The sequence below is a fragment of the Phyllobacterium sp. MT110 genome (genome assembly GCF_058792715.1).
On the sequence record NZ_JBXAFE010000007.1, the window covers coordinates 151436 to 175518 of the forward strand.

The 24083-nt window shown below is 54.7% G+C and carries 24 protein-coding genes and 2 pseudogenes; 18 read left to right on the top strand and 8 right to left on the bottom strand.

Annotated features, from left to right (window positions below; all coding sequences use genetic code 11):
* The first annotated feature begins 121 nt into the window (after positions 1 to 121).
* The 3 genes from AC1Q5O_RS24250 to AC1Q5O_RS24260 all read left to right on the top strand — a co-directional run bounded on the left by AC1Q5O_RS24250 (position 122) and on the right by AC1Q5O_RS24260 (position 2641).
* Entirely contained in the window at positions 122 to 772 is a 651-nt protein-coding gene (locus AC1Q5O_RS24250; protein ID WP_472460459.1) for an arylamine N-acetyltransferase family protein, read from the top strand.
* 286 nt (positions 773 to 1058) lie between these two features.
* Complete coding sequence (locus tag AC1Q5O_RS24255) at positions 1059 to 1313, top strand: helix-turn-helix domain-containing protein (protein WP_464663456.1); 255 nt, start codon at positions 1059 to 1061, stop codon at positions 1311 to 1313.
* Positions 1313 to 2641 carry a type II toxin-antitoxin system HipA family toxin gene (locus AC1Q5O_RS24260; protein ID WP_472460460.1) on the top strand — a complete coding sequence of 443 codons (1329 nt, stop codon included), beginning with the start codon at positions 1313 to 1315 and terminating at the stop codon, positions 2639 to 2641. The genes AC1Q5O_RS24255 and AC1Q5O_RS24260 overlap by 1 nt, the downstream gene beginning before the upstream one ends.
* Positions 2642 to 2904: 263 nt before the next feature.
* Here AC1Q5O_RS24260 and AC1Q5O_RS24265 read toward each other — a convergent pair whose 3' ends face one another.
* Positions 2905 to 3801 (bottom strand): LysR family transcriptional regulator, encoded by an 897-nt coding sequence (locus AC1Q5O_RS24265; RefSeq protein WP_472460461.1) that lies wholly within the window; start codon positions 3799 to 3801, stop codon positions 2905 to 2907.
* Between the two features lie 258 nt (positions 3802 to 4059).
* Here AC1Q5O_RS24265 and AC1Q5O_RS24270 point away from each other — a divergent pair, with 258 nt between their 5' ends.
* From AC1Q5O_RS24270 to AC1Q5O_RS24300, 7 genes are all read left to right on the top strand, one after another.
* Positions 4060 to 4794, top strand: coding sequence for an SDR family NAD(P)-dependent oxidoreductase (locus AC1Q5O_RS24270; RefSeq protein WP_472460462.1), 735 nt, complete (start codon positions 4060 to 4062; stop codon positions 4792 to 4794).
* A 50-nt stretch (positions 4795 to 4844) separates the two neighbouring features.
* A complete protein-coding gene (locus tag AC1Q5O_RS24275) occupies positions 4845 to 5597 on the top strand; it encodes an SDR family NAD(P)-dependent oxidoreductase (RefSeq protein WP_472460463.1) in 753 nt (250 codons plus the stop codon).
* Between the two features lie 32 nt (positions 5598 to 5629).
* Entirely contained in the window at positions 5630 to 6232 is a 603-nt protein-coding gene (locus AC1Q5O_RS24280; RefSeq protein ID WP_472460464.1) for an NADPH-dependent F420 reductase, read from the top strand.
* An 80-nt stretch (positions 6233 to 6312) separates the two neighbouring features.
* Positions 6313 to 6726 (top strand): nuclear transport factor 2 family protein, encoded by a 414-nt coding sequence (locus tag AC1Q5O_RS24285; protein ID WP_472460465.1) that lies wholly within the window; start codon positions 6313 to 6315, stop codon positions 6724 to 6726.
* Between the two features lie 103 nt (positions 6727 to 6829).
* Positions 6830 to 7462: a class I SAM-dependent methyltransferase gene (locus AC1Q5O_RS24290; RefSeq protein WP_472460466.1), complete on the top strand. Its 633-nt coding sequence runs from the start codon at positions 6830 to 6832 to the stop codon at positions 7460 to 7462.
* Between the two features lie 541 nt (positions 7463 to 8003).
* The gene (locus AC1Q5O_RS24295) at positions 8004 to 8711 is read left to right on the top strand and encodes an SMI1/KNR4 family protein (RefSeq protein WP_492566528.1); all 708 of its coding nucleotides are present in this window, start codon (positions 8004 to 8006) and stop codon (positions 8709 to 8711) included.
* Between the two features lie 91 nt (positions 8712 to 8802).
* On the top strand, positions 8803 to 9414 hold the full coding sequence (locus tag AC1Q5O_RS24300) for a DUF4274 domain-containing protein (protein WP_492566530.1): 612 nt from the start codon (positions 8803 to 8805) through the stop codon (positions 9412 to 9414).
* A gap of 1593 nt (positions 9415 to 11007) precedes the next feature.
* On the opposite strand, the gene AC1Q5O_RS24305 is transcribed toward AC1Q5O_RS24300, so the two are convergent.
* On the bottom strand, positions 11008 to 11166 hold the full coding sequence (locus tag AC1Q5O_RS24305; protein ID WP_492566531.1) for a hypothetical protein: 159 nt from the start codon (positions 11164 to 11166) through the stop codon (positions 11008 to 11010).
* 290 nt (positions 11167 to 11456) lie between these two features.
* Positions 11457 to 11831 carry a hypothetical protein gene (locus tag AC1Q5O_RS24310; RefSeq protein ID WP_492566533.1) on the bottom strand — a complete coding sequence of 125 codons (375 nt, stop codon included), beginning with the start codon at positions 11829 to 11831 and terminating at the stop codon, positions 11457 to 11459.
* A gap of 300 nt (positions 11832 to 12131) precedes the next feature.
* On the opposite strand from AC1Q5O_RS24310, the gene AC1Q5O_RS24315 reads away from it, so the two are divergent.
* Positions 12132 to 12734 (top strand): hypothetical protein, encoded by a 603-nt coding sequence (locus AC1Q5O_RS24315; RefSeq protein WP_492566535.1) that lies wholly within the window; start codon positions 12132 to 12134, stop codon positions 12732 to 12734.
* Positions 12735 to 13391: 657 nt separating this feature from the next.
* On the opposite strand, the gene AC1Q5O_RS24320 is transcribed toward AC1Q5O_RS24315, so the two are convergent.
* The 3 genes and pseudogenes from AC1Q5O_RS24320 to AC1Q5O_RS24330 form a co-directional block, all read right to left on the bottom strand.
* Positions 13392 to 13754 (bottom strand): hypothetical protein, encoded by a 363-nt coding sequence (locus AC1Q5O_RS24320; RefSeq protein ID WP_492566537.1) that lies wholly within the window; start codon positions 13752 to 13754, stop codon positions 13392 to 13394.
* 168 nt (positions 13755 to 13922) lie between these two features.
* Positions 13923 to 14612: pseudogene (locus AC1Q5O_RS24325) on the bottom strand (IS6 family transposase).
* Positions 14613 to 14777: 165 nt separating this feature from the next.
* Positions 14778 to 15689 (bottom strand): LysR family transcriptional regulator, encoded by a 912-nt coding sequence (locus AC1Q5O_RS24330; protein WP_492566540.1) that lies wholly within the window; start codon positions 15687 to 15689, stop codon positions 14778 to 14780.
* A 117-nt stretch (positions 15690 to 15806) separates the two neighbouring features.
* Between AC1Q5O_RS24330 and AC1Q5O_RS24335 the strand changes: the two genes are divergently transcribed.
* The 5 genes from AC1Q5O_RS24335 to AC1Q5O_RS24355 all read left to right on the top strand — a co-directional run bounded on the left by AC1Q5O_RS24335 (position 15807) and on the right by AC1Q5O_RS24355 (position 21191).
* Positions 15807 to 17315, top strand: coding sequence for an ABC transporter substrate-binding protein (locus AC1Q5O_RS24335; protein ID WP_492566542.1), 1509 nt, complete (start codon positions 15807 to 15809; stop codon positions 17313 to 17315).
* Between the two features lie 164 nt (positions 17316 to 17479).
* Complete coding sequence (locus AC1Q5O_RS24340) at positions 17480 to 18415, top strand: ABC transporter permease (RefSeq protein ID WP_492566544.1); 936 nt, start codon at positions 17480 to 17482, stop codon at positions 18413 to 18415.
* A 3-nt stretch (positions 18416 to 18418) separates the two neighbouring features.
* Entirely contained in the window at positions 18419 to 19240 is an 822-nt protein-coding gene (locus AC1Q5O_RS24345) for an ABC transporter permease (protein ID WP_492566546.1), read from the top strand.
* 3 nt (positions 19241 to 19243) lie between these two features.
* Complete coding sequence (locus tag AC1Q5O_RS24350; protein ID WP_492566548.1) at positions 19244 to 20239, top strand: ABC transporter ATP-binding protein; 996 nt, start codon at positions 19244 to 19246, stop codon at positions 20237 to 20239.
* Positions 20226 to 21191 (top strand): ABC transporter ATP-binding protein, encoded by a 966-nt coding sequence (locus AC1Q5O_RS24355; protein WP_492566550.1) that lies wholly within the window; start codon positions 20226 to 20228, stop codon positions 21189 to 21191. Before AC1Q5O_RS24350 ends, AC1Q5O_RS24355 begins: the two co-directional genes overlap by 14 nt.
* On the opposite strand, the gene AC1Q5O_RS24360 is transcribed toward AC1Q5O_RS24355, so the two are convergent.
* The gene (locus tag AC1Q5O_RS24360) at positions 21182 to 21424 is read right to left on the bottom strand and encodes a hypothetical protein (RefSeq protein WP_492566552.1); all 243 of its coding nucleotides are present in this window, start codon (positions 21422 to 21424) and stop codon (positions 21182 to 21184) included. The genes AC1Q5O_RS24355 and AC1Q5O_RS24360 overlap by 10 nt on opposite strands.
* A gap of 3 nt (positions 21425 to 21427) precedes the next feature.
* Here AC1Q5O_RS24360 and AC1Q5O_RS24365 point away from each other — a divergent pair, with 3 nt between their 5' ends.
* Both AC1Q5O_RS24365 and AC1Q5O_RS24370 read left to right on the top strand, forming a co-directional pair.
* Positions 21428 to 22138 (top strand): serine hydrolase, encoded by a 711-nt coding sequence (locus AC1Q5O_RS24365; protein WP_492566554.1) that lies wholly within the window; start codon positions 21428 to 21430, stop codon positions 22136 to 22138.
* 47 nt (positions 22139 to 22185) lie between these two features.
* Complete coding sequence (locus tag AC1Q5O_RS24370) at positions 22186 to 23052, top strand: D-amino-acid transaminase (protein WP_492566556.1); 867 nt, start codon at positions 22186 to 22188, stop codon at positions 23050 to 23052.
* A gap of 214 nt (positions 23053 to 23266) precedes the next feature.
* On the opposite strand, the pseudogene AC1Q5O_RS24375 reads toward AC1Q5O_RS24370, so the two are convergent.
* A pseudogene (locus tag AC1Q5O_RS24375) lies at positions 23267 to 23923 on the bottom strand (IS6 family transposase); the annotation flags it as partial.
* Positions 23924 to 24083 lie beyond the last annotated feature (160 nt).

Consider the following 24083-nt stretch of genomic DNA (forward strand, 5'->3'; position numbering starts at 1 on the left):
GAAGTTGTGAAACTATGGGTAACGAGGCCGGTGGTCGAGTTGACGAAGAGTCGCTAGGCTCAGGATCTATTGATTTAAGCAGGGCGTTTGATTCAGTCTCTTCAAGGAGACTGAATGATAAGTGTTTATACTGGCTAACGTCGGAGCAGATGGCGCGTCTTGGGCCAAGCGCGGCGGCTGGTGCTACGAGATGAATGGTCTGTTCGCCGCGCTCGGATTCCGAGTGACCCGCCTGTGCGGCGGCGTCAATCGTGAAACACTGGGCGACAACGCCATCGGCAACCACCTGACACTGCGTGTCGATCTCGACCGCCCGTACCTTGCCGAGGTCGGCTTGGCGGACGCCATCGTCGAGCCTGTACCGCTTGCCGTCGGGCCGATCAGCCAGCGCGGCTTCGATTTTTCGATCATGCCGACGGACGACGGCTGGCTGCGTTTCAGGAACCATGCGCGCGGCATGGCGCACAGCTTCGATTTCCGGCCCGATCACAGCGACGAGGCCGCCATCACCGCCACGCTTGGCTGGCTGACGCAGGATCCCGGTTCGCCCTTCACGAACGCGCTGGCGATCCTGCGGCATACCGCGGATGGCTATCTCGCCCTGAAGAACGATTGCCTGTGCCGCGTGACGGCTGAGGGCGTCAGCGAACAGCGCATCACAAGCGCGGATCATCTTGCCGACACGTTCGAAACGATTTTCAGCGTGGACGTTCCCAAGCCTGCAAAGATCTGGGACAAGATCCAGACGATCGGCGGCGATAAGAGCGACTGACCAACCATGTCATCGTCAAGCGCATGATCGGCGTTTGGCGATGCATGGATCAAAACAAGGACCAATAGCGTCCGTTGACGATTTCAGCTGCATTCATGCACCGGCGCCCCATCAAAGCGCAGGGTCAAACACCTGTGGTAGGCGACGATTGGTGTGCGTCTGCGTTCTTATGCGCATTTCCGTATAATAGGGTTTTAAACGCTTCCGCGTATATTTCTATTATAATCGCATTCGCGTATATTGACAGATTATACGTTGCCGCGTATATTGGCGATTGGAGGCCACCATGAACGAACAGATCGCCCGCACAGAAAAACAACTTGGCGCCATCCTGCGCCGTGCCCGCAAGCAGGCGCACTTGAGTCAGGGTGCGCTCGGCGAACAAATCCATATGCGGCAGGGCACGGTTTCGCGCCTAGAAGCCGGGGAGCCGGCCGTCCAGTTGCGCACCCTGATGGAAGCCCTTTCAGCCCTCAATCTGGAACTGGTCGTTCGACCACGCAGTCAGGGCAGCGCCGCCGACATCGAGGACTTGTTCTGATGGCGAGAAGGCGGGCGCACGTACCCCTCAACGTTTTTCTGAACAGCCGTCATGTCGGCGTGCTGCGGCGTGAGGCCACAGGCGCCATCGACTTCCAGTACGGACACAGCTGGCTGGATTGGCGCAGCACATTCCCGGTGTCACTATCACTGCCCCTGCGCGAGGACCGTTATATCGGCACCCCGGTCATCAATGTGTTCGACAACCTGCTGCCTGACAACGACGCAATCCGCAACCGGGTCGCCGAGCGCGTCGGCGCGGAAGGAACTGACGCCTTCAGCCTGCTAACCGCTCTGGGCCAGGACTGCGTGGGCGCCCTGCAGTTTCTGCCCGACGGCACTGATCCCGGCACTGTCGGCGATACCGACGGCAAGCCGGTCAGCGACGACGAGGTCGCAGACATCATCAAGAATCTCGCCGCCGCGCCGCTCGGTATGGGCGAAGACGAAGATTTTCGAATCTCGATTGCCGGGGCACAGGAAAAAACCGCCCTGCTGCGCAAGGACGGCCAGTGGTTTAAACCCACAGGCACCACCGCCACCACCCATATTCTCAAACCGCAGATCGGCCAGCTTCCCAATGGCATCGACCTCTCCAACAGTGTCGAGAATGAGTATCTCTGCCTGAAGCTGCTGGAAGCAATGGGCGTCCCCACCGCCAACGTCGAGATCGCGAAATTCGGGGAACGCCGTACACTAATCGTGGAACGTTTCGACCGCCTTTGGGCGAAGGACGGAAGATTGCTCCGTCTGCCGCAAGAGGACACTTGCCAGGCGCTGTCGATCCCGCCCACCAGAAAATATCAGTCCGACGGCGGCCCTGGAATGCGGGAAATCATCAACCTTTTGAAAGGCAGTGACACACCCGACGCCGATATCGCCATATTCATGCGCGCCAGTATCCTGTTCTGGCTGCTCGGCGCGACCGACGGTCACGCTAAAAACTTCAGTATTTTTCTTGGCCCCGGCGGACGCTTCCGAATGACACCTCTCTACGACGTGCTGACCGCACAGCCGAGCCTCGACGAAGGCCAGATCTCCCGCAAGAAATTCAAACTTGCGATGTCGGTTGGCAGAAACCGCCACTATGCAATCCATGACATCGTACCCCGCCATTTCATGCAGTCGGCGGACCTTTCCGGTGTCGGCACCGCGGCGATGAAAGCGATCTTTGAAGACATCACCGCGAACGCCGAACAGCAGGCAAAGGCCGCTATAGCAAAGCTGCCCAACGGTTTTCCCGACCAGCTCGTGACGTCCACCATGGCGGCCATCAACCGCCGCGTCCAGCTCGTCGCCGCTTCACTTTCGCGAGCGTCCCATGTCTGAAGCAGGAAATTACCCGCATTGCCATTCTTGGCCAGGTCTCACTGCCAGGATCCTCGACCTAATCTGCGCTATCGGAACAATTATCATCATCGATCCCGTCACGTTCGGCAGTTCAGGACGCCGCCGCTTCGGGGCCGGAAGCGGACGGTCCACTATGCGTTTCGATTTCACGGAGAGCGGCCACTCCGCGGCCTGTCCCACTTGGCAATGCCAATTTCCAACAGCAATTTCCCCAGCCCATTTTTGGCGTTTGGCACGCGACGTCAGCCGCGCGATATGAACCGCCCGGCGAGGAGCGGAGCGTACGCGGCGAGCCGGTGGGATATGAACTCTGTGAAAAGCCGCACGCGCTTCGTCTTGCGTGTCTCCCCTTGCGTGAGAAGCCAGATCGTCGCAGGTGATTTCAGATCGATGCCCGGAACTCTCGCCAGCAGGCGATCGGCATCTCCGACGAAACAGGGCAGTTTGGTCATGCCGATCCCTTGCCTTGCCGCAGCGATCTGCGCGTCGGCGTCCGGCGTCCTGAACGGAACCCCTGTGGCGCGAAACTCCCCTTTGTCGATCCAGTCCGGAACAGCCTGACCGCCGATGACGATGGGCCGGATAGGAGCCGGCGCACCCGCACGCCACGCGGCCAGTCTATCGCGGGACATATAAACACCCGCGAGCAGATCCGGACCTTTCAGGCCATGAAGATTGAGCGGCAGGGTCTTGCGATCGGAGACCATCCGGATCGCCACATCCGCCTCCCGGTTGGTCAGATTCACGACCGCGCCGGTCGATACAATCTCCATCTCGATGTCCGGATGCAGACGCGTAAAATCTGCGATATCCGGCATGAGCAGGTGTGTCGCAAGGAACGGGGGCAGCGTCACCCGCAGAAGCCCGCGTACGCTCTGATCGCGCCCGAAGACGCGCGTCTCCAATTGGTGCGACGAGGCTTCCATCTGGTTCGCGAACTCGAGTACCTCCTCGCCAGCGGTCGTCAGGCGATAGCCCGAAGGCAGCTTTTCGAACATCTGCGCCCCGAGGTGCTCCTCGAGCTGAGCAATGCGTCGCAGCACGGTCGAGTGATTGACTCCCAGGCTCTTGGCGGCAGCCCGCACCGAGCCGCCACGCGCGGCGGCAAGAAAGTAGCGAACGTCATCCCAGTCAATCATGGTGTAATTCGGCACCGCGCGGTGCGCCTTGCAAGCCCCGTGTCGCCTATACGATACAGCAGTACGGGCAGCGAGTACAGCTATGTCAACGAGCGTAGCTCAATTCCGAACGGCGAGCACCGATCGTCGCGGCCGATGTCAGGCTGGATCGTTTTTACACCACCGATGTGCGCGCTTGCGCACTGATACGCGCCCAACTTTGCACCTACTTCAACGATGCACAGGGTTTCCGTGCAACTTCAACAAAGGATGCACAACATGAATAGATTGAATGGAAAGACCGCCGTGATCACGGGCGGCGCTACTGGTATCGGCCTCGCCGCTGCAAGGCGCTTCATCGAGGAGGGTGCCTTTGTCTTCATCTATGGCCGTCGGCAGCAAGCACTCGATGCGGCTGTGGCCGAGCTTGGACCCAACGCCCGCGCGGTGAAGGGCTCGGTCTCGGATGAGGCCGATCTGGATCGGCTCTACGCGGCGGTGAAAGCCGAGCGCGGAAGCCTCGACATCGTCTTCGCCAATGCCGGGGCCGGAAGTCCGCTTGCTCTCGGCCAGATCACCGCCAAGCACATCGATGACACTTTCGACACCAACGTGAAGGGCACGATCTTCACGGTCCAGAAGGCGCTACCACTGATGGGCCCGGGCGGTTCGATCATCCTGACGGGATCGAGCGCCGGGACCACCGGCGCCCCGGCATTCACTGCCTACAGCGCCAGCAAGGCAGCCGTGCGCAATCTCGCACGGACGTGGGCGGAGGATCTGAAGGGTACCGGTATCCGGGTCAACGTGCTGTCGCCCGGCGCGACGGCGACCGAACTCGCGAAGGAAGCGCTCGGAGAGGAGGGCCAAAAGGCCTACGGCGCGATGACCCCGCTCCAGCGCATGGCCGCTCCGGCGGAGATCGCGGCTGCGGCCGCCTTCCTCGCGTCGGACGACAGCAGCTTCATGACCGCCAGCGAAGTTGCCGTCGACGGCGGCCTTGCTCAACTCTGACCCCGGCGCGGTTCCGTGTCTAACTCACTCACAACGTAGGACAAAAGATTATGAAAGCACTTGAAGGTAAAATCGCAGTCATCACGGGTGGAAGTAGCGGGATCGGCTTGGCCACAGCCAAGCGTTTCGTGGAAGAAGGTGCGAAGGTCGTGATCATTGGGCGACGTGAGAAAGCCTTACAAGAGGCCGCGGCGCTTATCGGGAAAAACGTGACAACAGTCGTGGGTGACGTCTCGCGCTTGGAAGATCTGGATCGGCTCTATGCCACCGTGAAGGAGAAACATGGTCACATCGACATTCTCTTCGCAAACGCGGGCGCAGGTACAGTCGCGCCGCTCACGGCAGCGACTGAGGCCCATTTTGACCAGACCTTCGACGTGAACGTGAAGGGCCTGTTCTTTACCGTGCAGAAGGCCCTTCCCATCTTCAAAGACGGCGGATCGATCATTCTGAACTCTTCGGTCTCGAATGTGATGGGGCTGCCAGCGTTCAGCGCGTACGCAGCAAGCAAGGCGGCTGTTCGCAGCTTCTCGCGGTCTTGGACCCAAGAGCTGAAGGGCCGCAATATCCGTGTCAATACGATGAGCCCCGGCGCAATCGAGACTCCCGCCTTGGCAACAACGACCGGCCTCACCGTTGAGCAGGCCGAGGAGGCGGTCGCCCAGTTTGCTGCGCGGATCCCAATGGGTCGCAGGGGAAAGCCAGAGGAAATCGCGGCTGCGCTCACGTTCCTTGCCTCCGATGAAAGCTCCTACATCACCGGCATAGATCTCGCCGTCGATGGTGGTTGGGCGCAGGTCTGACCCAGCCTTAACAACAGGATCGGAGAAGCATTATGAGCTACTCAATCATCGGCTTCGGCAATATCGGCCGAGCTCTGGCCAAGGCCTTTTCCCGCAAGGGCATTGAAGTATCTGTTGCAACCACGCGGGACCCGGAAAGCTTTGCAGCAGATGCGGCCGCGATCGGGCCCAAGGTCATTGCTAAAACACTGGCGGAAGCCGTCAAGGCGGACATCATCTTCTTGGCATTCCGTTTCGAGTCGCATCCAGATGTCGCGAAGGCGCTCCCCACCTGGCAGGGGAAGACCATCGTCGATGTGACCAATGCCTACGGCGTGCCTCCTGAGCAACTGGGAGGGCAGCCGTCTTCCCAGGCCGTCGCGCAGGCTTTCTCTGACGCAAGGCTGGTCAAGGGCTTCAACCATTTGCTCGCTGCCACCCTTGGCCAAGATCCGGCGGTGCGGGGCGGCAGGAGAGCCGTGTTCCTGGCGAGTGACGATGACGACGCTGCGGCGGAGATTGCTACGCTCGCGGAAAATCTGGGCTTCGCGCCGATCAAGCTTGGCGGGCTGTCGGAAGGCGGGCTGCTGGTCCAGGCGCGCGGAAAGAGCTGGGGTCATCTGATCTTCACGGATCTGGTCAAGTTCGACGGATAAAACGAGGCCTCCACCGACAGGACTACGATGTACGGATCAGATCGAGCGCGATCCGATCACAGCGAAATGGAGATATTCCCATGAGTATTGAAAGAAACATCCAGACCGTGAAGGACTTCTTCGCCGCGATAGGCCGCGGCGACAGACAGGCTCTGTTGGCGCTGGTTGCCGAGGACATCAAGTGGATCATTCCGGGCGAGGACTGGCCGCTGGCCGGCACCTACCGGGGGCACGCGGGACTGGCAGATTTGCTGGATACGGCATCCAGGTCGATGGAAACCTCCACGGAACCCCGGGAATTTGTCGCACAAGGAGACCGGGTTCTCGTCATCGGCTTCGCCAGCGGGAAGGTCAAAGCCACGAACAAGCCGTTCGAGGACGACTGGATCTTCGCCATCACGGTCCGGGACGGCAGACTGACCAGCATCCAGGAATACATCGACACGCAAGCGTTGGCACGCGCCGCGCAGATGGACGCGTCCGGGCCCGTATAGCGCAGGCCTTCTGCAACCATCGGCCTTCGCCGAAGGTGAACGAGCGGATCGCCGTCTCGCGTGCCGCGCGCTCGTCGAATACCCAACCGTAGAGGAGATTCCGATGTACGACCAATCCAAACTATCCGAATTGATCCGGTTCGCACGCATTGATGCGGGTGCCACCGTCATCGACGTTTATCCAGGCGCCGGCGACTGGACGCGCCTGTTCTCCGACGTCGTTGGATCCGAAGGTCGAGTCATTAGCTTCGTGCCGGCCGAAGTCGCGCACTTCAAGAACGATCCGGTCGGCCTCATGCGAACTATCGCGCAAGAGCCAGGCCGGGAAAACGTCGAAGCCGTCTCAGCGGACCTCGTGGCAATGCCGGAGATCACGCAGCCAGCGGATGTCCTGTGGCTGCATCTGTTCTACCACGATCTCCACACCGCACTGATGCAGGCCAGAGGCGCGACGGCGGCTAACTTCAATCGAGCTGTCTACGAGCGGCTGAAGCCCGGTGGGTTCTACGTCATTGTCGATCACGCCGCCGCCGCCGGAGCCGGCACAGGTGATGCCCAGTCATTGCATCGCATCGACCCTGCCTCCGTGCGCGAGGAGGTGGAGGCCGCCGGCTTCGTGCTGGATGCGGAAAGTACTCTGCTCGCGAACAGGAACGATCCACACGCGATCAAGGTCTTCGATCCCTTGATCAAGGGCGAGACCGATCGCTTCGCATATCGGTTCGTGAAGCCCTGACAGAGGTCGGCGCCAACCTCAAGTCGAACCTCCCAAGGATGCCAGTATACTGCTCAACTGTGCCAGTCTGCAGCAACTTCAGCTTTCGGAACTCGCTGGAGAGCTGCAAAGGTCAAGCTTGGGGCGCGCGAAGCAACCGTTGTTGTTTGGCTCCGTTCACTCTCGTTTTGCCAGAGAGACAGGATGGTGGCATTACAACCATGAGAAGTGAATGGCCCTGCCAAATGGGCCTTGACATGGATTGTAGACAGTTAAGCTACAATCGAAAGTGTTCGAAAATCGCGTGTTATCGGCATTTCCAAAGGAAGACTTACGAGCCTTTCGCCGTGCTATCAATCGGTCATTTTCTCATGACTCTCCAACTGGTACAAACGGCTCCGTTTGTACGCCATTGCTCGTCGGGCCATTTTGGTCTTCTCGTTTCATTGTGAAGAGTGTACTTGGTTGGAAAGTGGGTGTCTGACGAGCAGCTGTTTGCGCCATCCGCCGGATGTGCCAGAAGCTTGCCTCCGAACGGCAAATTGGAATCTGTCCACAGTAAATGGACGAAGGGCACGATCAATTGTGGGGGATATTGGTGGTTAGTTATTCGCAGCTTGCTGAGCGCTGCCAGATCGTGCTCCCAGACGCACTCCGTTATTTGTTGAATGATGGGAAAACACGTTATGGCACTGATACCGCTGATTGGCGCAAGCATTGGCGGAGTTACATGTTGGCGGGGACGCCAGCTTTCTCCTGCGTTTACGATTTTGAATGGCTCGATCCGGAACGCGCTGCTGATACTGTAGAGGAATGGTTGAATCCCATCTATCAGGGCGGACGGAAATTTCTGCCGTTTGCTCGATCAGGGGCAGGGGATGCATACTGTCTGACACCCTTGGCCAACGGTGATATCGGGGTCGCGCTCATCTGGCATGATAAGGAGCGCAGTTCCATCGGCGACGCATCATTTGAGGCTTTCGCCTACAGGATTTTGGTAGAGAGCGCCTGGGATTGCGAGCACCTGCTCGGCGATGACTTTACGATCGGCGAGGCAAGAGAATGCGTGATCGCCGGCATGCTGTCAGTTGCAGCCTATTTACCGGACAGGATGCGGATCGCTCTGCTGCAACTGACAGTGGAAGCATCGCGTTCTGACGCGCACCAGGACCAAATAATCACAGAGCAACAGGCGGAGGCGGCGCTCAACATCTTGCCTCGCATCGATGGCCAGATGTTTCCAATTGTACCCAGATGGGAATGTAAGTAACCGTAAGGGTGCCATCTTGAAGACCGCTGTCCTCTACGAAGGCCTGCCATATGATTTTGGGTCATGACGCAATCACTCCAAGGAATATAGCATGTTAACAAAACTGGCCAAGGCGCTGGGACTAAGGCATTCGAACGGTTCGGGTGCAGAGCAAGATCTTGCAGACTTAGCTTTGAAGGGCAAATGCGCCGGCGATACCTATTACTATGAGATGGACCAGTCGACATTCGACAGTGCCATGAACGGCGATGAGGGTGAGGCTTTTTATCGTTTCCATGTTCGACAGAGAACGATCGGCATTCAACCGTTCAAAAACGAGGTTGTAGATGATCTTTCCATACTCTCGGGTGTCGAACTGCACACCACCGCCCAGCATCACAATTATGATAGCGGTACATGGTTCCTCACACAGATCGTCGCTCAAGCAAGATGTGAATTCGCTACTGCCCTGAGCATCTATTGGGCCAATCAACCAACATATTTCTATGAGCGATACGAGACGCTTGATCTTGCGTGCCAGAACACCGGTGACCTCTTCCATGCCCGTGCCGAGTTGCTCAACCAGATCGAACGCAAGACACGGCTCGACGCATTTGCGCAGAACCTTCCTGTTCCTGACGTCGGATGTTTCGTGGATGACCAACCGGACTATTTGGTGAAACCATTCACAAATATTCCAGTCGAACTCCGTATTTATTTGTGAGGAGTGGAGTGCAAGTCGCGGTAGTCTTGTTCCGACCCCAGATTGAGTTGCTGGAACGCGACACCGATGTTGCACCTCAACGCGCGGCTACGCCCGCTTGCCGCCATCCTGGAATAGAATTGCCCAGAACCTCCACCCTGGCCTCTAAACATATGTGGACATGCGTTGCACCGGCCACGAGCTTGTTCACATCAACTCCAATCTCTTATGAGTTGAAGCCTCCCGAATACCCGGTGCGGTTCATACACCTCCACGAAAGCAGAAAATGCATTCGCCGGACGCTCATAATTCACCAGCTACTTAATCATACGCAATCGTCGTTTGAATCGCAGCAGTGATGCGCTTGGATTGGTATTTCGAGCAACGGCATCGCATCGTTGCGCCCGAATGATAATAGCCTTCTTCAGCTCTCCAGCAGGGATAAATGACATTCTAATTAGCCGACACATCCTCCCTATTGAATATCTCATGACAATTTATTCGGACTTAGTTTTAAATAGTTGAACGGTATTAGAAGAGACTCAGCGGCGACTGATCATCGAGGGTAAATGTTCACGGAGCCTCGTTATCGGAAGAAGGTTTCAACACAAATGTAGCGTCTAAGTTATTTTCCACAATCAAGCTGTTCTGTCCCTCATAGAAAACGTCTTTTTCAATTATATGTTCATGCGCAGTGATTCGTACTAAGAATAAAATCAACAGAATGACGAAGGCAAATAGAACTAAAAATGGCCATATCGACGTTAAGTATGGCCTATAATCATCTTTTGTATTTGTATTATTAATATCTCTCCTCATTGCACCTCCTATCTGCAATGCAATATGGAATATATACATTACAAAAACGAGGAAAAATTATTTCATACATAATTGCAAGTCACAAATTGTAAGAAGCCGCCATTCCATAACCTGGTTGGACACTGACAAATACGATGCTTCCCCGCTGAATCCAGCAGTCTGGTTCGGGTGAGTACGGAAAATCTTCCAACAGGATATAAGCTCTGAAATTTCGGGAGTTGGACTTTGTGACATCCCCCAAGCGTCAGGCCAAAAGCGGCTTCACACAACTGCGAAATCAGCTTGGACTGCTTTGGTTTGGAGCAATAGTGAAAGGCCGGACAAATAGGCTGAACACATAAAAAGGCCCAGCGCGGGAGGAGGTGCGCTGGGCCCTGATTGTAAATGCAACAGGGAGGAGGTTGTTGCATCCGTCGTTAGGATTTCTGGGAGGAAAGAACCTAACACCCGTAAAATAGCATCGTACAAATTTGGTGCAATGCACAAATCCGCATACGAGCTATGCGAATTATCGCAATGCAGATCGAGGGACCATTGACGTGTCCAATGCATTCGCAGCGCCGTCCATGATGGTCTGGCAGATATCCCGTCTGCTTTGATACACGAAATTTGAAGGTAGACCGGACTTTGGCTGCGTATAGACTGCGGGCAAGCTGAAACATGTCAACCTGATCAGGTGGGTGCCAGTCTGTGGCGAAGCAATCTTTTGGGAGAAAACAAGCGTGTCTGATCCGGCAATAACCTTCTCTCCACTGGGCATATCACTTCGAAGCGCAACCACCTTCTGTTACGCGACTATGGTTTTCGCGCATGCTCTTCATATTCGCCGCCGATTATCCGTTCAAACAGTACGCCTTCGTGACGTTCCAAGGCGTTGGCCAATTGAGCGAACAAGAAGAGTTTGATCGTCGCAAGCTTAAGCGGTTTTCGGCGGCCGATCACATCGACAATCACATCAATCTCATACGAATCCCCATCGGATTCTGCTGATTGGCCATCGCCAACCCGTGATCCGGAAGATGTGTGACGAGCTTGGTCTGAATTGCTATCTCGATGACGCGCTTGAGGAGTTCAAGCACACCTCCAAAGACATCCGGCTGAAATCAGGAATAGTCAACGGGATCGAATCAAACCACGCATTCCTATTTTGTGTTGAACTTATAGACTGAACACGATGGTTTATTCACGCGGCAGGATACCGAATCTCGCAACCCGGTTTGCACGAAGGTGGTAGTCGATGTTGGTTAACCCGTTGCGGTATCGGCGAAACACGAAGCAATCTTTGGATTGGCGCCCAGTTTTCTTGCCCACTTTATCAGGTCCGGCATTTCGCTTTTGTCTGCCATTCCACCCCAAACATCTTTAAAGTTGGGTTTGCCCGTCGATGCATCGAAGAAGAAGTAACCGGGGTCAGCAATTGGAACATCTGCGTATATGACCGTCCAGGTGCCGGACTGCATGAAATTCTCAACGCGCACTTTCGACGGCTTGACCTTGCTCCCAAGACTTGCGGCGATAAGCTTGGCATAATCGGATTTGCGTTGCTTGGTGAGTTGTGTGTCAACGCCGTCGCAAAGCGAAACGGCATATGAGGGTTGTTGAGCAAGCAGAACACTCAACACTAACGTTCCTCCGAGAATGATAGTTCGCAACTCGTCGTCCCCCCCTTTGATCGCAGGTCGCCAATCAATCACAGCAGGTATAAGAATGCCAGTCCGTAAAGCGCGTCATAACTTAAGGTGACAGGTCTGTTTTCGCGGGCGTGAAGCTGGAAGTATATGGCGCCTTCGTTAAACGCGTTTAACAACCATAGCCAATATTAACGGCATTTGAGTGCGGCGCTGTTGATATAAGCAGGGCAGATACGTCATTGAGATCTGTCAAAGATTAGAAAATCACTGGGACTACCCGAGTTCATCATGAATGATCATCTTCTGTCTGTAGCACCGTCGCCCGAAGCTTTCTCACACATCCGGACGATCATGGGCATCGTCTTGGGGTTGTGCGTCTCGCGACTGTTGACGGGTACCGCCCGGTTTATACAGCACCCTAAAAAGCTCACCATTTACCCCGCACATCTCATCTGGGTCGGCTTCATGCTTTTTTCGGTTGCGAGGTTCTGGTGGTTTGAGTTTGATCTCAGGGAGCTTTCAGTCTGGACGTTCAAGGAGTATCTGTTCGTCATCTTCTATTCGAGCTTGTACTTCTTGCTATGCACGCTGCTCTATCCGGACAGCATGGAGGAATATACCGGCTATCGCGACTATTTCCTTTCGCGCCGGCATTGGTTCTTCGGTCTACTGATCGTCCTTTATCTCACCGATCTCATCGACACCCTCTTAAAGGGAGGAGATCACTTGGTCAGGCTCGGGGTCGAATACAAACTTCAGACGGCGTTGATTGTCTCAATCTGTATCGTGGCGTTCATCACACGCAATCAACGTTGGCATGGCGTTTTGGCTATTTTAGCTTTGGTTTCGGTGGTTGTTTTCACGCTTAGGCACTATGCGGTGCTCTTCTGAATGCCGCTGGAATTCGATCAAGCCTGAAATCAACTGGAGCGACCGATTACCGCCGCCCAGTAGCTCGTCATCCCATAAGCTGGCGTCGTAAGTATGGCTCCTGTCTCCGCAACCAAACTGGTCCAAGCTCAATTCGCGGCGGTAACCGGACAGTCCAGGTCACCCTCGGTGCACTTCAACTAGCTTTGAAAATCTTTGATACGACTCTGGGTCATTCGGTCGAGGCAATTGCTGGAGATGAGGGGATTGATGCAGCTATTGCAGGGCCGAGATAGCACAAGCATTCGTATCGTTTGAGCATGTGGGACATGCCAGCTAACAGCAGGTTAGGTTCGACGCCTTGAACTGCTATGCAATGCGCTAGCGACCAATTTGGGATCAAGTGAAACGTTTATCACCGTGCAGTGTGGGCACACAAACATCCCGCCGCGCAAATGCTTCTCACCGTCCACCAAATCAACCTGTTGGACATTGATGGATGTCAGCTCGCTTGTGCACTTTGGGCATTTCCCATTCGTCATCCGCTCTTCCAACCTTTGACTGGATTTTGAAACAGCCATTGCAAAAACAAAGCTATCCGTTCGAGCATGGTCAGATTGAACCTGGATCGAATTTATGCTGGCTGCGGCCAATGGTGACCAAACAATCCACACCGGGTCAAAAGCTTAGGCTGCTATTGGTCGTCCACTCCTCGTCGGACACATTATCGGTAAAGCCGCGCTGCGCAACCACGAAAGTGATATCGGATTCCAGAACAAAGGGCGTCGTTTCATAATACGCGGTTGCGATGCAATCCTTCTCGGCGCGTGTCAGTACACGGCTCGTAATGACGTCGACATTGTGTTCGTTCTCATCTTTGGGCGCCAGTCTTACTTTATAGTGGCAGTCGCGTGGAATATGTATCCTGATCACCTCGACTCCAAAAGGCCATCTAACCTTCGTCCGTTCGCTGTTGTCGGAGTAATTATCGCCAGTTTCGGCGTTGATCGACTGTGTGAATGTCGATGGATGCATAATCATGCTGTCTCCTTCGTTGCTTCACGAAGTATTCAATAATTTCTTTATAGAAAATCAAGGTGACAATGATGTCCCTATTGAAACATAGCCCAATGCAAGCCGAAAGCATCACAGCCATAGGTGCTGTCACATTGTTTGATGTAAGTGTGTGTTGAAGCTGCACGGAGAATTTCAAGCAAGTTTAAGCGCCGCCGCGGACCATTCCGCGATGGCATTTTGGCGATGCACCCGGGCCTGGTCGGCGGAGAGTTTGGCACTTGCGGGAATGAAATGGTTTCGGGTGGCCGAAAAGATCGATACGAAATGTTGCAGTGATCCGATCGACCGAAACCCTTGCCTGGTTCGCTCTCGCTTCCGCAACGGCAGACGCGAATTCTCGGCTCGATTGTTCAGTCCCTTGTGTGGACGACGATCGACCTGACGCCCGGCAGCACCATGGGATCGCAGATTGTCAGTGACGGTACGCTTTGGCGCACATCCCTGTTTCTTCAATTCTCGGACCAGCAAGCGCCTCGCAGCCTTAGTGTTGCGATGGGTTTGTACAATTTCTTCCAGCACATGACCATCCTGATCAACCACGCGCCACAACCAGCATTTCTTGTCACCGATGCGAGCAACGACTTCATCGAGATGCCAGATATCGCTGGCCGAGGGCATCTTGCGGCACAGTCGCGCCGTGAGCAGCGAACCATGCGACCGACACCATCAGCGGATCGTTTCGTAAGAAACTGGTATACCGCACTCAAGCATCATTTCTTCAACTTCACACAGACTGAGATTGAAGCGGAAATACAGCCAGATTACACGAACCGCGATTGAAATTGAAAAGGGATGATTTTTTGTACGTCGGGGCTTGCTTATTCATGCACCTCAACTACCGCAATCTGTTTGACGAATAATCAATATGACAATCCCGTTGCATAAGGTGTGATCGAAGACTCCCGTCAATTTCGCGAGTTACCTTAAAATTGCGACGGAACCGATTGCATCCGATCGGAATACGTCATTTCAGCTACTCACGGGTCTTCAATTTGCGGACGTCACAGCCGCTTTACGCAGCGCGGTCAAGAAATCCTGTACCGGGGCTCGCAAGGGCTCATTTCGACGATGGAATGCAACGATGGAGACATCTGGCATGTCGCTGATCGGCAATGATACAAGCCCCTGCATGGCATAGTCTTGCGCTGTCATTGCATCCACGACGCCAACACCACCACAAGCGCGCACCAGGCTGCAGACAGTGCCGCAAAACGGCACAACACACACTGGATCATAGTTTAGCCCCTGAGCGGCAAAGGCTGCACGAATAGTGCCACCCATGGGCGACCAATCGGCATTGTAACAAACGAGCGGCTGTTTGGCGATGATTGCGCAGGTGAGTGACTTCGATTTTGCCAACGGGTGGTCTGATTGTATAACCGCCACCAGAGGTGTCTGTCCGACAATGTAGGAATGAAATTCGGCCTTTGGCGGTAAAGCCATCTGCAAACCGATATCAGCCTCCTCCTTGCGCAAGTCTTCCTCGGGAGTGTGAACTTTCAGAAGGAGGCGCTTTTTCCAGTTGCGGTAACCAGCGCTAAGAAGCACCGGTCCGATAAAGCTTTCAACGAGTGCTGGCGTCGCAGAAACTGCCACAGGGCGGGATGCGTGATGACGCAAGGTTGATAGTTCAGACCGCACGACTGTGTGCGTAGTGAAGATTGGCATGGAGAGCGCAAAAAGCTCGTTCGCCTCACGAGTTGGCTCAAGACGGTTGCCTGTGCGATGGAATAGCGAAAAGCCAAGCCTGCTTTCGATACGCTTCAATTGCCCACTTACGCTAGGCTGCGATATTCCAAGTAGTCTTGCTGTTTCAATGGTCGTACCCACTCGCATCAGGGTACCGAAAAGTTCGAGTTCGCGTAGATCCACTATCAGCCTATTAATAAGAGACAACATATTTATTATTATTCATACAGGTAGTCGTTGTCTAACATCAATCCCGAACTAGCGGCGGCTAAACAAAAACAAGGGGACGCCGCTCTCGATGTATCAAATGGTGTAGGAGCACTTTTCATGCTTTTTCAGACCGGCTTCAAAGGCCTTTTATTAGCTTCCGTCTTTTCTCTTTCTGCCTTAACGGCGCAAGCCGAGGCACTACGCGTTGCAATCGGGTTTGATCCGGTCAGTCTTGATCCGATTGCAACCAGCGACAATGGTTCGATTTGGACTCAGCTCTTGATTTTTGACACTTTGGTTCGTCCCGACAAGTCCGGTGAAAAGCTTGAACCAGGTCTTGCCGAAAGCTGGACAGTTTCCGATGATGGTCTGACGCTTAAATTCAAGCTGCGCGATGCAAAATTCTCCGACGGTACACCAGTCACCGCAGAGGACGTCAAATTCTCTATCGAACGTGCTGCTTCCAAAGAATCCGGTTGGGGGCGCTTCTACCGTCCGATCACCAACTTCGAAATCGTCAACGCCCATGAGATCACCATGAAGTTGACGGAGCCTTTCACACCGGCATTCAACAATTTGGGTCTTTTTGCAGCAGCAATCTTGCCGAAGGCACAGGTTGAAGCCAAAGGCGATGCCTTCTTCCAGGCACCTATTGGTTCGGGACCTTTCAAGTTAAAATCTTGGGAACGCGGTTCAAAGGTCGAGCTGGCCAAAAACCCATATTACTGGCAGCAGGGTAAGCCTTTTGTTGATGAAGCCCGCCTCGAAGTCGTCACCGAACCATCAGCACGCGCCATAAAGCTTGAAGCCGGAGAAATTGACGTAGCTCTTGATCCGCCGCTAAATCAGTTGAAGGAACTGAAAGCCAAGGATGGCATCACCGTTGGCCAGACCATTCCTTACCGTGCCGATTTTGTTCAGCTGAATACGACCCGCAAACCATTTGACGACGGGCGGGTTCGCCAGGCACTGAACTACGCAATAGACAAGAATGCGCTGGTACAGGGCGTTCTCTATGGCGCAGGCAAACCAGCCGCTTCGGCCATGCCCGTTATGGCTTATGCCGATTCCAATTTAGCCCCATACCCTTATGACCCGGCCAAGGCCAAAGCGCTGCTGGCAGAAGCCGGTTATGCTGGCGGCTTTGAAGCCCAGTTGATCGTTGATTCTGGCGCAGCAACAAGCCGCAATGCTGCTATTGCGCTTCAGGCCATGCTGCAACAGGTGGGCGTCAAACTGAAAGTGCAGATGCTGGAAGGCGGTACCCAGTGGGAAACCACGAAGGCAGGCAATTATGACATGTCGGTCTCGCTCACCACTTCCGATACTATCGATCCCGATCAAATCATTGGATTCGTTGCGGTCAATCCAGAACGGGCCAACGCCTATCATACTCAATGGAAAAGCGATCGTCTGAATGAACTCTATGCAGAAGAACGCAAAACGGTTGATGGCGATAAACGCGGTGCCATGTTCAAGGAAATGATCCAGGTTCTCCACGATGGTGCACCCTTTATTTTCCTTTATCACCCTGCAACAGCGTGGGCCAAGCGCAATAATGTCAAGGGTTTTGAAGTTCTGCCGACCTCTAATTTTCGCCTGGAGGATGTGAGGCTCGAAAAATAACCTAATTCACCACGCCAAGCAGCGCATTCCTGCTGCGGACCAGCCGGTTAACCACAGGAATGCAACTTGCTTCACGGTGAGAACGATCAGTCTACACAGCCAGAGCCGACCGAGCTTGGTAGTGGCGGCCCCTCCTTTTTTTACGGCGATTGTTAGCGAATACCATGATATTTGCCATCCTGAAACGTCTCTTGATGCTGATCCCGGTTCTAATCGGGATCACCTTGATCAGCTTCGTGCTACTGCAGATCGTTCCTGGTGATCCTGCATCGAAAGCGATGGGAACCCGGGCCAGTCCGGAAGAATTGCAAGCAATGCGGGAATTGTGGGGGCTCGATAAGCCTCTTCTGATCCAGTATGTCTATTTCCTTCGCGATTGCGTGACCGGCAGTTTCGGAACGTCGATATTCCACAAGCAGTCAATCATCACTCTGGTGATGGATCGTCTGCCGTTCACTTTGGCAATTGTTGCCTATTCCACTATCATCGCACTGGCCATCGCGTTGCCATTTTCCATATTGGCAGCCGTCTATCGCGGACGCCTGATCGACAATGTCATCCGCCAGATCTTTGTTGTCCTGATTGCCATGCCGCCTTTTTGGCTCTGCTATATGCTCATAATATGGCTGGCACTCAATATGGGCTGGTTCGCTACAGGCGGTGTAGGGATCGGATTCTGGACCAATGTCAATCGTCTTTTTCTGCCGTCACTCGTGGTTGGGCTGTCGACCGCTGCGCTCATTCAGCAAAGTCTACGCGCCGCATTGATCGATACGATGAAAGCCGATTACATCGACACTGCCCGTGCCAAGGGGCTGCGCCGTCACGAAACCTTTCTGCGCCACGTACTCCCGAACAGTCTGATTTCGACCATCTCGATCATCGGAGTACGAGTGAGCTGGATCGTTGGCGGCACCGTGATTGTCGAAAAAATCTTTTCCGTGCCTGGACTTGGCAGCCTGCTGATCGATGCAGTCGTTTCCCGTGATCTTCCTGTCATCCGTGGATTGACCGTCTTTTTCGCAATCATGGTTGTGATTGTAAATCTCATCACCGATATCTGTTACGCGTTGGCCGATCCACGCGTCAGGATGGAGTAGACTATGTCCATTCTTGGCAAACTTTTACGCACCTATTCCGGTGCCATCGGCCTGCTCATGCTGATCATTACTCTGGCAGCAACGATGCTTACCCCGATGCTGTCACCCTACGATCCATTCGCACTCGATTTTGCTGGTGCTATGCAGCCACCTTCGGCAGCACACTGGTTCGGTACAGACAATTTTGGACGTGATATTTTCACCCGTATCCTTGCCGGCGCGGTGTTTGACCTGCGTCTGGCACTGATTTGCGTGTTCGGTCCGATGATCATGGGCGTGATGATCGGTCTAGTCGCCGGTTACTCTGGCGGTATTGTCGACGCGGTCCTGATGCGTCTCACTGATGTTGTATGGGCATTTCCGTTCTACGTGCTCATCCTCGCCATTGTTGGTGTTCTTGGTCCGAGCGAAACCAACCTTTACATTGCGTTTTTCATCGTCAACTGGATCGGCTATGCTCGCATTGTTCGCGGTGAAACGTTGCTGGTGTCGCGGCTTGAATATGTCGATGCCACCCGGGTGCTGCGGTTTGGCAAGTTGCGCGTGATGTTGCGCCATATCTTGCCCAATGTAGTCACGCCGGCGATCGTCTATTCGATGTCCGACGTGGTGCTGACCGTCCAGGCCGTCGCCGCGATGTCCTTTTTCGGGCTTGGCGTACAGCCTCCTGCACCCGAATGGGGTCTGCTGATTGTCGAAAGCATTGATTACATGCGTGAGGCCCCGTGGATGACGATTTTCCCGGGCCTCGCCATCGTCTGGATCGGCATTGCATTCTCGTTGCTCGGTGAAGGTCTCTCCACCACGCTGAAACCGAAGGGATAAGCCGTGAGCCATCTGTCTATCCGTGATCTCGTGACCGAATTCCAGAGCCCTTCCGGGATTGTACGCGCCGTGGATGGTGTCAGTTTCGATGTGAATCCGGGAGAAATATTTGGCATTGTCGGTGAATCCGGCTGCGGCAAGTCAGCCACCTGCCGCTCGATCCTGCAACTGTTTGGCGGGGCTGCTGCGCGGGTGGCCGGCGGACAGATCATGCTCGAGGGTGCGGGCGATCTGGCCTCGATGAAGGAAGGGGCGCTGTCGCAGATCCGCGGGCGCGATGTCGCATTCATTTTCCAGGATCCGCTCACAGCGCTCAATCCGACCATGCGCGTCGGCAAGCAGATCAGTGAAGTGATCCGTCGCCATCGCAAGGTCAGCAAGAAGGAAGCCCGCGAAGCGGCGCTGCAATTGCTGCGCGACGTGCATGTGACCTCGCCAGAGCGTCGGCTTGACGCCTATCCGCACGAACTGTCGGGCGGGTTGCGTCAACGTGTCGTAATCGCAATAGCGCTTGCGCTACGTCCACGTCTCATCATCGCCGATGAACCGACGACTGCGCTCGATGTTACTGTACAGGACCAAATATTGCGTCTCCTCAAGGAGCGCCGCGACAGTTTTGGCACTTCAATCATTCTGGTCACCCATGATTTGGGCGTTGTTTCTCAGATATGTGACCGCATGGCGGTCATGTATGCTGGGCGTGTAGTGGAAACCGGCTTGGTGCGGGATGTTCTCGACGCGCCATCGCATCCCTATACCAAAGCCCTGCTCGCCGCACTGCCAGGACAGACCGGACGCGACCAGGATCTCATTCCCATCAACGGATCTCCACCAAGCCTAATCAGCCCTCCTGACGGTTGCCGGTTCGCACAACGCTGTTCTTTCGCGCAACAGCAATGCACAACCGGCCGGCCACCCGCCCTACAGCAACGCCGCGGCGGACAATCCGGACATCTTGATGCTTGCATTCTGAATGAGGTTGTCCATGTCGCTGCTTGATTTCCGGAAGGTCGAAAGACGCTTTGCCGTCAAGCGCAGCCTCGGTGACGTTATCGCCAACCGGCCACCGGTCTATCTGCATGCCGTGCGCGGCGTTGATCTCAACGTCAGACAGGGCGAGATACTCGGCATTGTCGGCGAATCCGGCTGCGGTAAGAGCACGCTTGCCCGCATCGGCGTCGGACTGCAGCCAAGTAGCGCCGGTGAGGTTTTGTTCAATGGTCAGCGGATTGACGGACCGGATTATGACGGGCGTCTTCAGATGGTGTTCCAGGACCCTTATTCCTCGCTCAATCCACGCATGACCATCGGCGCCCAGCTTGAAGAGGTGATTGCCCATTATCGCCGTGACATTCCTGCAAAGGAGCGTAAGCAACAGGTGCTGCGCGTGCTTGATGAAGTCAATCTCGTTGCTGAAACGGCGCTGAAATTCCCGCATGCCTTGTCTGGTGGACAAAGACAGCGCGTCTCCATTGCCCGGGCGCTGTGCGCCAATCCGCAGGTCCTGTTTGCCGATGAACCGGTTTCCGCTCTCGATGCTTCGGTTCAGGCGCAGATCATCAATCTCATGAAGAGCCTCAACCGGGACAAGGGACTGACCATTGTGTTCATTTCCCATGACATGAATGTGGTCCGCTACCTCTGTGACCGCGTCGCGGTGATGTATCTGGGCGAAATCGTGGAATTGCAGGATAGTGCTGACCTGTTTGCCTCGCCTCGTCATCCCTATACGCAGGCGCTGATTGCGGCGGTACCAGATGTGCGTCGCACCCAATCCCTGCGCGAGCCGATCACCGGGGAGATACCGGATCCGTTTGCGATCCTGCCTGGTTGCCGCTTCGCAACACGGTGCCGGTTTGCCGAGGCTGATTGCCAGAAAGCCCAACCCATGCAGCCTGTTGCCAAAGGCGGTGTCGTCCGCTGCTGGAAGGCTGACCGTAATCATTCCTGAACGCTTTTATACAGAAAGATTTTCCAGTGTTCTTTGAAGAAAATTCCGACTGGTCCAGCCGCTGTGAAGACATTACCCGCCGTCTGACCGACGAGTTTGCCAACCAGGGGCTGCGCGCTGACAATTTTGGTTTTGTCGCCTTGCGCGAGAATTCTGCCAATGCAAAGCCGGACGGTTTTGCCTATCGCGGCGACTGGCGCTGCTATCCCTGCAGTCTCGTCAAGGCGTTTCATCTGGTGCATATTCTCAACGCCATTGACTGTGGCGACGTTGCCGATCACGAAGAACTGTCTCGTGCCATGCGCGACATGATCCTGTGGTCATCCAATACCGGTACCAATTACGTGATCGACATCATTACCGGAACCACCGGTGATACGATGCTGGAAGGGGCCGAGTTCAAAAAATGGCGAGAAAAGCGTGAACGACTGAACGGCTTCTTCTCCACTCTCGGCTGGCCGGAATTTGGCAACTGCAATATTACCCAAAAGCTGATGGATGATGTCCGCTACGGTCGCGAGGCGCAATATGCCGGACGCACTGGCGAAAATCTCAACGCGCTGACGCCGCTCGTCTCGGCACGCCTGTTCAACAATATTTTCTCCGGTCAGGTGCCGCTCTCTGAAGGATCGACAAAACGAGCCAGACAGATATTGCTGCGCGATCGCAACAGTGCGGAAGCCAGGCAGCCGCATTTTCAGATCGAAGATTTTCTGGGCGGCGGTATTCCTGCAGAAGCGCAAATCTGGAGTAAGGCTGGCCAAAACTCGTGGACGGGTGATCCCAAGGCATCCTATTACAAGCATGATCTGATCCGTATTGCGATTGATGGCAAGGCGCCGATCATCATCTGCCTGATGACGCAGGGCAAAGAAATCTGCGAGGATTTTCCAAAGGCTTTTCCTGCTATCGGAAGGGTTTTCTATGACATGTTAGTCGCAAAATGACGCTGCGCGAGACAGTTTTCGACGCCAGACTGCGGATAGGATGAAAAATGCAACAAACTCGGATTGTGTATCTAAACGGAAATTATGTTCCAGAAGACGAAGCCAAAGTATCGGTCTTTGACCGAGGCTTCCTGTTTGCCGATGCGGTCTATGAAGTGACTTCGGTGATCGACGGCAAGATATTGGACTTTGACGGGCACAGCGCCCGTCTGGCGCGTTCTCTCAACAAACTGGGCATCCGCCAGCCTGTCGATCGTGATCAGTTGTTGGAAATTCATCGCCAGCTGGTGGCACGCAATGCTATCCAGCAAGGGCTGATCTACCTGCAAATCTCGCGCGGCAATCCGGGCGACCGCGATTTTGTTTATCCTGCCGAAGATGTGAACCCGACGATCGTGTTGTTCGCGCAAACGGTTGCCAATCTGGTCGATGCTCCCAAGGCAAAGATCGGTATCAAGGTGATTTCCATCCCTGATCTGCGTTGGGCGCGCCGCGATATCAAGACGGTGCAGCTTCTCTATCCATCCATGGCAAAAATGATGGCTAAGCAATCCGGTGCCGATGATGGGTGGTTCGTGCAGGACGGTTTCGTCACCGAAGGCACCGCTAACAATGCCTATATCGTCAAGGACGGCAAGATTATCACTCGCGCCCTGTCTAATGACATTCTCCATGGCATTACCCGTGCCGCTCTGCTGCGCTATGTGGCAGGCACCGATCTGGAAATTGTCGAGCGTAATTTTACCATTGAGGAAGCCCAGAGTGCCGACGAAGCCTTCATCACCGGCGCTTCGACCTTTGTCACGCCGGTCATTTCCATCGATGGCAAGCCGGTCGGCTCCGGCCAGCCTGGAGTCGTGGCTGCCAGCCTACGTGCGCTTTATATCGATGAGGCCCGCAAGACCGCGATTTGAACTTAGACCGTAAACTCATAAATCTGTTTGGCGTTTTTGTTGTGTCGTAATTCAAGGCTTCCGGATAAGGCGCTCTGATGACCCGCCGCCGCTATGAACTTACGGACCATGAATGGGGCTCTGTTGCAAGTATTTGCTTTGGATAGAGAAAGGCTTGCTTAGAGCTACAGCTATGTTGAGAGTGCCCCGAGCAGAGCTGTTTGAGGGAATGGGCCTTGGCAGATGCAGACAGACCTTGCGGCTTGCGCATCATGTGGATCATCTCGATGCCAGCCAGGATGATGGCCGCTGTTGCTTCAGACTTGAATCCGAGCATTGATCGTACGCGGCGCTTGATACGCTGATGATCCTGCTCAATCCGATTATTCAAATAGCGGCTCTGCCGGATACGTATGGGCTCTAACTTCCGCCGGGACCGGTCTTGAAGGCGACACATCGTGTCACAGGAAACAATAGCTTCCCGATTGGTTTGACTGCCGTCGATGACAATGCGTTCCGGGCGATCATGCCGACGGAACGCCTTTCGCAAGAACCGTTTGGTTGCTGTTAAATCCCGACGTTGGCTGAACCAGAACTCAACTGTGTCTCCGACGCTGTCAAAAGCTCGATAGAAATACATCCACTGACCGCGGATCCTGATATAGGTCTCATCAACGTGCCATTTACCCGTGACAATGCGTTTGCGCCGGTTGAAGCAGTCAAGCAGCTTTGGCGAGTAGTGGATGATCCAGCGATGTACGGTGGAGTGATCGACGCTCAAGCCGCGTTCAGCCATCATTTCCTCCAGATCCCGCAGGCTCAAACTATAGCCTAGATACCAACGTACGCACCGCAAGATCACTGATTGGTCGAAATGGCGGCCCTTGAACATGATAAGCTCCCATAATTGTCGGTAGCTTTATGCCGGACGAACGGTAAGTAATCAGTTTGCGACAGAACCAGCGGCTGGAGAACCGGCGGCAAGCGCGATTGCCAGTGCCAAGAAGAAGGCCGAAGCGGTTGTCATTGCCGAACGACTGGTAAGGGACACC

What these genes read in the sequence shown, in the direction of transcription:
- AC1Q5O_RS24255 (WP_464663456.1), top strand. Translation starts at nt 1,059, where the DNA reads ATGAACGAACAGATCGCCCGCACAGAAAAACAACTTGGCGCCATCCTG.
- AC1Q5O_RS24260 (WP_472460460.1), top strand. Translation starts at nt 1,313, where the DNA reads ATGGCGAGAAGGCGGGCGCACGTACCCCTCAACGTTTTTCTGAACAGC.
- AC1Q5O_RS24265 (WP_472460461.1), bottom strand. Translation starts at nt 3,801, where the DNA reads ATGATTGACTGGGATGACGTTCGCTACTTTCTTGCCGCCGCGCGTGGC.
- AC1Q5O_RS24270 (WP_472460462.1), top strand. Translation starts at nt 4,060, where the DNA reads ATGAATAGATTGAATGGAAAGACCGCCGTGATCACGGGCGGCGCTACT.
- AC1Q5O_RS24275 (WP_472460463.1), top strand. Translation starts at nt 4,845, where the DNA reads ATGAAAGCACTTGAAGGTAAAATCGCAGTCATCACGGGTGGAAGTAGC.
- AC1Q5O_RS24280 (WP_472460464.1), top strand. Translation starts at nt 5,630, where the DNA reads ATGAGCTACTCAATCATCGGCTTCGGCAATATCGGCCGAGCTCTGGCC.
- AC1Q5O_RS24285 (WP_472460465.1), top strand. Translation starts at nt 6,313, where the DNA reads ATGAGTATTGAAAGAAACATCCAGACCGTGAAGGACTTCTTCGCCGCG.
- AC1Q5O_RS24290 (WP_472460466.1), top strand. Translation starts at nt 6,830, where the DNA reads ATGTACGACCAATCCAAACTATCCGAATTGATCCGGTTCGCACGCATT.
- AC1Q5O_RS24295 (WP_492566528.1), top strand. Translation starts at nt 8,004, where the DNA reads ATGGACGAAGGGCACGATCAATTGTGGGGGATATTGGTGGTTAGTTAT.
- AC1Q5O_RS24300 (WP_492566530.1), top strand. Translation starts at nt 8,803, where the DNA reads ATGTTAACAAAACTGGCCAAGGCGCTGGGACTAAGGCATTCGAACGGT.
- AC1Q5O_RS24315 (WP_492566535.1), top strand. Translation starts at nt 12,132, where the DNA reads ATGAATGATCATCTTCTGTCTGTAGCACCGTCGCCCGAAGCTTTCTCA.
- AC1Q5O_RS24320 (WP_492566537.1), bottom strand. Translation starts at nt 13,754, where the DNA reads ATGATTATGCATCCATCGACATTCACACAGTCGATCAACGCCGAAACT.
- AC1Q5O_RS24330 (WP_492566540.1), bottom strand. Translation starts at nt 15,689, where the DNA reads ATGTTGTCTCTTATTAATAGGCTGATAGTGGATCTACGCGAACTCGAA.
- AC1Q5O_RS24335 (WP_492566542.1), top strand. Translation starts at nt 15,807, where the DNA reads ATGCTTTTTCAGACCGGCTTCAAAGGCCTTTTATTAGCTTCCGTCTTT.
- AC1Q5O_RS24340 (WP_492566544.1), top strand. Translation starts at nt 17,480, where the DNA reads ATGATATTTGCCATCCTGAAACGTCTCTTGATGCTGATCCCGGTTCTA.
- AC1Q5O_RS24345 (WP_492566546.1), top strand. Translation starts at nt 18,419, where the DNA reads ATGTCCATTCTTGGCAAACTTTTACGCACCTATTCCGGTGCCATCGGC.
- AC1Q5O_RS24355 (WP_492566550.1), top strand. Translation starts at nt 20,226, where the DNA reads ATGTCGCTGCTTGATTTCCGGAAGGTCGAAAGACGCTTTGCCGTCAAG.
- AC1Q5O_RS24360 (WP_492566552.1), bottom strand. Translation starts at nt 21,424, where the DNA reads ATGAAACGCCTTGACGAGACTGCAGGGATAGCAGCGCCAGTCGCCGCG.
- AC1Q5O_RS24370 (WP_492566556.1), top strand. Translation starts at nt 22,186, where the DNA reads ATGCAACAAACTCGGATTGTGTATCTAAACGGAAATTATGTTCCAGAA.